Raw genomic sequence first — 6,274 nt, 5'->3', positions numbered from 1 at the left:
ACTTAAACTACTTTATTATAGTAACGATTCCTGCTTGTTTAGGCTATATAATTGGAAAAATAGCAGTATATCCTTTCTTTACAACCTTATATAGTGCGTTTTCGATACCTTTTCTAGAAGTGAGTTATTTTGATAACATATGGTATTTGGTTTTCATTCCAGCAATACTAATGACAATTTTTGCTTTTATTTATTCAATCGTTAAAGTTAAAAATCCTGCCCTTGATATGATTAAAGGTAGTAATCATTTAAAAGGGAATATCATTATACGAAAAATTAATAATTTAAACAAGGAGAGAAATTTTCTAAAGCAAACAAGAAAAATTCTACTTTTTTCAAGAATATCAATAATATTTTTTGTAGCATTTAGCGGTTTTGCATTTACGGTTCAGTCACTTTTTGCTTATACAACATATATAATTCCAAATAATATAGAGCGTGCTGTAGTTAGTGAGTATGGCTATGAAAAAAATGTTCGTTTCATTGAAGATCGAAATGACAATTCGTACAACACTAGTTTGAAGTTTTATTCTCGTACAGGAATACTGTTAACTGGGGATGAAAATGTAGAAATGCAATTAGTTGAATTAGGAAATGATAATCTATCACTCTTGAAATTAAGAAATAGCACCGGAAGTGATATTAATATAAAAAAAGCAAATGGCATTGTAATCAATAAATGGATGAGTGTCAAGTTTAATCTAAATAAAGGTGATAATATATCAATTTCAGTAAATGGAAAAGAATATAAACTTAGAATAGGTGAAGTTACACAAAATATATACGGTACTACAATGTATATGTCAGAGGAGTATGCTGAGCAGTTTTGGCCAACAAAAGAGGGTAGTTTTGTATATAATGGCATCTTTACAAATGATTCAATTGATTTTAATGGGGAAGAGCACTTGAGCATTATTTCTAAAGATGAAATAACTAAAACTCTTTCTCAAGCGAATCGAGTTTATCTAATATTCTCCATAATGTTACTTTTATGTGGTTTAATTATTGGGGTTACAATTTTAACTCTCTCACTTAATGGTGTTGTCAACAATTATAAAAAATATATTTCATTTATGAAATTGATAGGTTACACTGATAAGGAATGTGACTATTTAGTAATTAACAGTTATCGTTTTGTAATATTATTTGGCTATCTATTAGCTTTGCCATATACTTTTATTCTATGTAAGGTCATGTTTAATATGTTAACGAAAAGTTCTAATATCGCTTACTTAATTAATATAGATATTGTTTCAATGACTAGTTGCTTACTATTCGTTATGCTTGTTACAGAATTGACCTTGAATTATTTCAAATTTAAATTAAAAAAAGTTTCTTTTAGAGAAATTTTAGAGAGTTGAGAATTTTATGAAAACATATACAGTTGGAATAGTTGGTGGTGGTATCGGTGGATTATTTACAGGTGCTTTATTAGCAAATAAAGGATATAAGGTGGAGGTGTTTGAAAAAAATCTTATTCCAGGAGGTTATTGTCAGTCATTTCCACGAAAGAAATTTAGTATTCATCCAGCAGTCTTAAGAATAGGATCCAAAAGTTGTAAAACCATGATTGATTCTTATTGCGAACAAGCAAATATTGGAAAAATTGAATGGAAAACATATAATGAATATTATCAATTTGGAAATGAGATAAAAATTAATCAATGTACACCAAAAATGGATGATGAAATTATTTCATATTTTCCAAAATTTTCTGAGGAAATAAAAAAATTTTTTGTTGATATTAGAAAATTATACGATATTATGAATAAAGTGTTTGAAAATAATATGACCCTTAGGAGACTATCTGTATCTGAAATTAAGTTTTATATACCAAACCTTAAGAGAACGGCAGGTGAATTTGTAGATATATACTTTAAGGATAAAGTTTTAAAAGAAATTATTCTAGCTATGTTAGAATTAGACGAAAAAAGTGTTGCTATGGCAATACCAATGACATACTTTGAAGTGAAGGGACAAGGACAATATTATATACCTGAAGGTGGTGCATATTCTATAATAAAAAAATGCATTAATAAAATAGAAAGGGCTGGTGGTAAAATTCACAAAAGAGGAGTAGTTACCAAAATTGAAGTTGAAAATAATAAAGTAACAAGTATAGTATCCAATGAAAAAAAATATGAATTTGATATTATAGTTTCAAGTATGGATATTAATAAAACGTATTTTAATCTAATTGGAAAAAATAACTTACCGAAAAATAGGATAATAAATTATTTAGAAACTTCAAAATGGAAGATATCTAGGTCGTGTTTTAGCGTATGGATTGGTTTAGATGATACGTTAGAAAATTTGGAAATAGAAAACGGATCAATAATTAACTATCCTAATGAAAATTCAATTGCTAAAATTAGAAGGATGATGCAGACTAAAGGACTAGAATTACCGGAAGAGTATTGGTGTCAAATTTTTACTGCATTTAGTGGAGATGAAAGTTCTACACCAAAAGGGAAATCTCAAATAAGTGTTGGGTTATTAATTCCATATGAATATCAGAACAATTGGGGAAGCAAAAATTATAAAGATGTGAAGAAAAAATTGACAAATAAGATTATAATGGATTTAGAAAAAAGATACCCCAAAATAAAAGGTAAATATATATTTATAGAGTCAGCTACTCCGTTAACCTACGAGAGCTGGAGTGGGAATACAGAAGGTGCTTATCTTGGATTTGAAAAATATGAAAATTTAGTATATTCTAGAAATCGTCCGCAAAATCAGGGAGTTTTTAGAAATCTTTATTTTGCGAGTCATTGGGTTTCAGTCATTGGGGGTGTAAACGGTGTTATGCAAGAAAGTTTAAAAACTGCAAATTTGATACTTTCAGATTTCCCGATAGAGAATAATAATTCATTCTATGATATTTATGGTTAATATTAAAAAATGATTATTAAAGGTAGCATCCATAGTTTTTCATTGGGGAAACAAAATAAAAATTTGTTTAAATTTAGCATAGGCAGTTCAAGGACGGATAAAAAGGAAGATTGCAGAAAAATTACTAGAAGAATGATTTGCAATCTAGTTAAAAAAGATAAACGATATAAATATAAAAAAATAGATATTAGAAATTCAGATAATGAATACAGACTTGGTCAACCAATATTATATAGCGACGGAGTTGAATCAAAATTAAAAATCTCTATTTCTCACGATAATAGAATTTGTTTCGTAGCGTGTTCGGATAGTTGTATTGGTATTGATACTTCGCAAATTCGTTCTTTTAAAAAATATGAGTATCTATTTAGAGATTGTATAGAACAAATAAATGTTTGTGTTTCCAGTGATTATTTTTATACGTTATTATGGACGATTAAAGAATCTTTTACTAAATCAATTGGTATGGGGCTTAAATTTGGTTTCAATTCGGTTGTTGTAAAGAATTTAGATTTACTAAAAAACGAGATAATTTTAGAAGTTAGTGATAAGTTTGGGACAATAGAACACTCTTCTCTAGCATTTTATTATTTTACACTGAATAATTATATTTTTATGATTTGTATAATATGTAATTAGTTGATTATTGTCATGTACTATTTCCATAATATTTATTTTACATGAGAGCCAGTTCAGGCTCTTTTTTCATACTCTCTTTTAAACAGTGTGATACCTTTTCCAAATCTTCTCTGCTATTCTTATATCATTCCTAAGAAAATAAAACCTCAAATCTTCACTGGGGGTTTGGGGGCGGAGCCACCAAGTTATCTTATCGTTGACTGTCAAAACTGGAATGTTTTGGTCGGTTGGCGATATGATTTTTGGAATATTGTGGACACAATATCTGAGCTCGCAAAGCCTTACAAGATGATAGATTTTGTCTTTGCAAGTTTCCCGTGGTTAATACGGGGTCGGGGATTGTCCAACCATTGATGAAAGTGAGGAAATAGTATGTCAGAACAATACAGAGACATTCGCAAAGAGGTTAATTTAACCGCAAATGAATTGGAAATGATTGAAGTGATAATGAAAAATAAGGGATTTGAACATTTTTCGCCCTTTGCTCGAAATAAATTGCTGGAGGAAGAGTTTGAAATGACTGCTGAAAAGTGGTTTGCCCTCTGGCAAACCCAAAAACTAGAACAAATCAGTCGTGACGTTCATGGTGTTTTAATATTGGCACAGTCCGAACATCAAGTTACCCAAGATCATGTATCTATTCTCTTAACCTGCGTACAGGAGTTGATTAAAGAAGTTGGAAACTCTATTCCCCTCAGCCAAGACTTCCGTGATAAATACATGAGGTGAGTACATGGAACATCGTTACCGAACCAATCTCAAGAAAGTGTTTCTGTCTGATAGCGAATTGAGTCAGTTGAAACATTGTATCGATCAAAGCGGTTGTCAATCTTTTTCAGAATATGCTCGACGAACCCTACTTGACCCAGGCATGAATTTTATCACCATTGATACAACTGGTTATCAAGATTTGATTTTTGAATTAAAACGAATCGGAAATAATATTAATCAAATAGCCAGAAGCATAAATTATTCGAATTTAATAACGGAAGTTGAGTTAAATGAATTGAGAAAAGGTATAGAAGAGTTAATAGTAGAAGTGGAGAAAGATTTTCTTATTCAATCTGAAAAATTGAGGAAATTTTATGGTCATCACTAAACACTTTGCGATTCATGGAAAAAATTATCGTAGCAAACTAGTCAAATATATTTTGAATCCAAGTAAAACAAAAAATCTAGCACTAGTTTCAGATTTTGGTATGAGAAATTATTTAGATTTTCCTAGTTATAAAGAACTAGTGAAGATGTACAATGATAATTTTTTAAGTAATGATGGTCTTTATGAATTTCGTCATGATAGGCAAGAAGTAAATCAACGAAGAATTCATTCTCATCATATTATTCAGTCTTTTTCTCCAGATGATCATCTTACTCCCGAACAAATCAATCGGATTGGTTATGAGACAGTTAAAGAGTTGACAGGAGGTAGATTTCGTTTCATTGTAGCAACTCATGTCGATAAAGATCATATCCACAATCACATCATCCTAAATTCAATTGATCAGAATTCTGATAAAAAGTTTCTATGGGATTATAAGGCAGAACATAATCTACGAATGGTTTCTGATCGTCTTTCAAAAATTGCAGGGGCAAAAATTATAGAAAATCGTTATTCCCATCGTCAGTATGAAGTTTATCGCAAATCAAATTACAAATATGAAATAAAACAACGAGTATATTTTCTAATCGAGAACTCGAAAAATTTTGAAGATTTCAAGAAAAAAGCAAAAGCTTTACATTTAAAAATTGATTTTAGACACAAGCATGTTACGTTTTTTATGACTGATTCAAATATGAAACAAGTCGTACGTGATAGTAAATTGAGTAGAAAACAACCTTATAATGAAACTTATTTTAAGAAAAAGTTTGTACAAAGGGAAATCATAAACATCTTAGAATTTTTACTTCCGAAAATGAAGAATATGAATGAATTGATTCAACAAGCACAATTTTTTGGATTAAAAATAATTCCGAAAGAAAAACATGTTCAATTTGAATTTGATGAGATAAAGCTTTCAGAACAGGAATTGGGAAAAATGAATCGGTATAGTGTTAGCTATTTTCAAGACTATTTTAATAACAAAAATGAAACTGTTGTCTTAGATAATAAAAATTTAGTTGAACTTTACAATGAAGAAAAGCTAATTAAAGAAAAAGAGTTGCCGACAGAAGAGGTGGTATGGAAATCCTATCAAGATTTCAAGAGAAATAGGGATGCAGTTCATGAGTTTAAAGTAGAGTTGAATCTTAATCAAATAGAAGAAGTAGTAGACGATGGAATTTACATTAAGGTACAGTTTGGTATCCGACAAGAAGGACTTATTTTTGTACCAAATATTCAAATCAATATGGAAGAAGAAAAAGTTAAAGTATTTCTCAGAGAAACTAGTTCTTACTATGTATATCATAAAGATTCAGCAGAAAAAAATCGCTTTATGAAAGGTAAAACTTTGATTAGGCAATTTAATCTTCAGTATGAACCGCAGTATATGTATAGAAGAATTCCTCTTAGCAAAATTAAAGAAAAAATAGAACAATTAGATTTTCTTATATCTGCGGAAAATAGTCCGAATGATTTTGAAGATATAACAAATGATTTCATTGCCCAAATATCATATCTAGAGAATATGATTGAACAAGTCCAAAATAAAATTGATGATTTAACTAATTTAGAGGAAGTATTGTTGAATAATACGGCAAATAGTTCTAGCAATTTAGAAAATAGTATTCAAGGTAAAAG

6 protein-coding genes are annotated in these 6,274 nt (G+C 29.5%); all 6 read left to right on the top strand.

Going from position 1 to position 6,274, the window contains the following annotated elements; all coding sequences use genetic code 11:
- Nucleotides 1–1,361, top strand: a 1,361-nt coding sequence (locus D8805_RS09735) for an FtsX-like permease family protein (RefSeq protein WP_142999750.1), incomplete at its 5' end; no start/stop codon positions are given.
- Nucleotides 1,362–1,368: 7 nt separating this feature from the next.
- A complete protein-coding gene (locus D8805_RS09730) occupies nucleotides 1,369–2,895 on the top strand; it encodes a phytoene desaturase family protein (protein ID WP_125417088.1) in 1,527 nt (508 codons plus the stop codon).
- Between the two features lie 9 nt (nucleotides 2,896–2,904).
- Entirely contained in the window at nucleotides 2,905–3,534 is a 630-nt protein-coding gene (locus D8805_RS09725; RefSeq protein ID WP_125417086.1) for a 4'-phosphopantetheinyl transferase superfamily protein, read from the top strand.
- 372 nt (nucleotides 3,535–3,906) lie between these two features.
- Complete coding sequence (locus D8805_RS09715; RefSeq protein ID WP_004261348.1) at nucleotides 3,907–4,263, top strand: SAG1252 family conjugative relaxosome accessory protein; 357 nt, start codon at nucleotides 3,907–3,909, stop codon at nucleotides 4,261–4,263.
- A gap of 4 nt (nucleotides 4,264–4,267) precedes the next feature.
- Nucleotides 4,268–4,633, top strand: a complete 366-nt coding sequence (locus tag D8805_RS09710; protein ID WP_061706388.1) for a MobC family plasmid mobilization relaxosome protein — start codon at nucleotides 4,268–4,270, stop codon at nucleotides 4,631–4,633.
- The coding region (locus tag D8805_RS09705; protein WP_125417082.1) for an SAG1250 family conjugative relaxase at nucleotides 4,620–6,274 on the top strand (1,655 nt) is incomplete at its 3' end. The genes D8805_RS09710 and D8805_RS09705, both read left to right, overlap by 14 nt.

The sequence above is a fragment of the Streptococcus oralis subsp. dentisani genome, from assembly GCF_003944205.1.
In the GTDB taxonomy this organism is placed as follows: Bacteria; Bacillota; Bacilli; order Lactobacillales; family Streptococcaceae; genus Streptococcus; species Streptococcus oralis_BH.
Note: the sequence above shows the minus strand (reverse complement) of the source record. Positions and strands in the feature narration are given on the sequence as shown.